Source organism: Isoptericola sp. NPDC060257 (genome assembly GCF_042726645.1).
GTDB classification, from domain to species: Bacteria; Actinomycetota; Actinomycetes; order Actinomycetales; family Cellulomonadaceae; genus Isoptericola; species Isoptericola nanjingensis.
Genome location: NZ_JBHXAW010000425.1, coordinates 1 through 2,315 on the forward strand (window position 1 = coordinate 1; position 2,315 = coordinate 2,315).

Below are 2,315 nucleotides of genomic sequence, written 5' to 3' on the forward strand. Positions count from 1 at the left end.
CGTGCAGAGGCCCCGCCCTCGATGGAGGGCGGGGCCTCTCGCGTGACTCGAGCGGGCTTGCCGGGCGTTGCGCGTCGCAGCGAGGTCGTGGCCACGGCGCTCCGCCGGCAGCGAGCCCGGGCGCCAGCTCTGTGGCGGTGTCTGCTCCGGGCGCGTGATCGGCTGGCAGAGCGTCCCCGGGTCTGCGCACCGACCTCGCCCTGGCTGTCCTGGAGACGGACATCCCGACCCGCACCCGCGACGGCGGCAATCTGATCGGCCTCGCGCACCGCGGCGCCAAAAGGCATGCAGTACCTCGCGATCCGCGACACGCGCGCCTCGCAGAGGCCGGGGGCGGTCGCCTCCTGTCGGTTCGGCCGGCGACAGCTACGACCGCGCCCTGCGCGGCGTTCGCTCCCTGCTCAGGTCGCGCCCGCGTGCGAGAACGGCCCGGAGTCGGACAACAGAATCGCCGTCGGCCCGGCGGCGTGTGCCAGGGACGCTTCGTCGGGTGGGCGGTTCTCCGGCAGGCGATGGAGACCTGTGCTCCGCCCGCCTCGACGAGAGCGTTGGCCGCGCCGCTGCCGGCTCACCCACCCGTGCCGAGGGCGGCGCGGGTGGTGAGGTCGCGTGTGTTCGTCGTGCGCCTCTCACGCCGCCCGGTACCGCTCGACGACGTCCATGTTCACCTCGACGCCGAGCCCCGGCCCGGTGGGGACGGCGACATGACCGTGCTCGATCGTGAACGGCTCGGACAAGAGGTCGTCGCGTAGCGGGTTCCGGGTGCGGTCGAACTCGATGACGGGCTCGTTCTGCAGCGGCACCGGGCGGTAGGCGAACGGTGTGAGCGGAAGCGCCGCGCACACGTGGAGCCCGGCGCTCAGGGCGATGCCCGAGCCCCAGACGTGGGGAACGGTGCGCAGGTTGTGCGCCGACGCGAGTGCGGCGATCCGCTGCACCTCGGAGATCCCGCCTGCGACGCAGATGTCGGGCTGCACGATGTCGACGCAGCCGCCGGCGATGAAGTCCCGGAACCCGTAGCGGGTGTACTCGGCCTCGCCCCCGGCGACGGGAACGTCGACCGCAGCACGGACGCGGGCATAGCCGGCCCGGTCCTCCGGCGGCACGGGCTCCTCGAAGAGCTCGAACCCGGCGTCCTCCAGGACGCGTCCCATCGCAACCGCGGTGCTCGAGTTGTAGGCGTGGTTGGCGTCCGCGAGCAGGCCGAAGTCGTCGCCCAGCGCCTCGCGGACCGCTGCGACGCGACGCGCGTCCTCGCGGACCGGCAGCAGGCCGACCTTCATCTTGAGCATCGAGAACCCGGACTCGGCGTACCGGGTGACCTCGTCCTGCAGCGCGGGCAGATCGCGCGCTGCGTCGAGCTCCGTGTCCCGGTAGTAACCCCCGGTGCCGTAGGCCGGCACGTGCTCGCGGAACCGACCGCCCATGAGGGTCGACACGGGTACGCCCAGGCTCTTTCCAACGATGTCCCACAGGGCGATGTCGATCGCGCTGATCGCCTCGATGTAGGTGCCCTTCTGCCCGAAGTCGCGCGTCGACGAGTAGAGGTGCTCCCAGACCACGCCGGGATCGGCAGTGGCCATCGCGAGGAGGCGGGGAGCGAGGACGGAGTCGATGCACTCCTTGACCGGCTCGGCGGGGCCGTACTGCCCGCCCTCCCCCCAGCCGACGACCCCGTCGGTGGTCGTGACGCGCACCAGCAGGCTGTTGCGCTCGGGGAACTCCGCCTGGGAGGAGTAGAACCGCTCGGCGCCCAGGGGCACCTTCAGCACGAACGTCTCGACCCGGTCGATCTTCATCTCACTCCTCCGTCCGACGGCAGTACGCCGCCGTGTGCGTCTCACGATCCCAGGACGATAGCAGGTCATCAGAGGAGTTGACGTTCGTGCCGCGGGGCCCGAACTGCCACAACCAGGCTTGAACTGCGCGGAATTGAGCAGGTTGACCGCAGTCGGCCAGCCCGTCTACGGTGCAGGTCATCTGAGGAGTCATCCAGGGTCCAATGGCGGATCGCCCGCACGCATCCATCGTCGCCCCGACCCTCAGGTCATCTTTCATCCCGGGACCGCACCGAGCGGTCCCCACCACGGAAGCAGGTGGCGATGGTGTCAGCAGCATGGCTGATCATCGACTTCGTTCTGGTCTTCGTGGCGATCGCGCTGCTGATCGTCAGGCTCAGGCTCAACCCGGCGCTCGCGCTGCTCCTTGGGACGATCGTCCTGGGGCTCACGACGGGCATGTCCTATGACGACGTCGTCACGGGGATCAACGAGGGCTTCGGCTCGCTGATGGCCGAGGTCGGCCTGCTGATCTCG

The 2,315-nt window shown here is 70.3% G+C and carries 1 protein-coding gene and 1 pseudogene; one reads left to right on the forward strand and one right to left on the reverse strand.

All coding sequences use genetic code 11. The annotated features are described in order from the left end of the window. Positions 1-629: 629 nt before the first annotated feature. A complete protein-coding gene (locus ACFWEK_RS20850) occupies positions 630-1,799 on the reverse strand; it encodes a mandelate racemase/muconate lactonizing enzyme family protein (protein ID WP_430555281.1) in 1,170 nt (389 codons plus the stop codon). A 303-nt stretch (positions 1,800-2,102) separates the two neighbouring features. Here ACFWEK_RS20850 and ACFWEK_RS20855 point away from each other — a divergent pair. Then, positions 2,103-2,315, forward strand: a pseudogene (locus tag ACFWEK_RS20855) (gluconate permease); the annotation flags it as partial.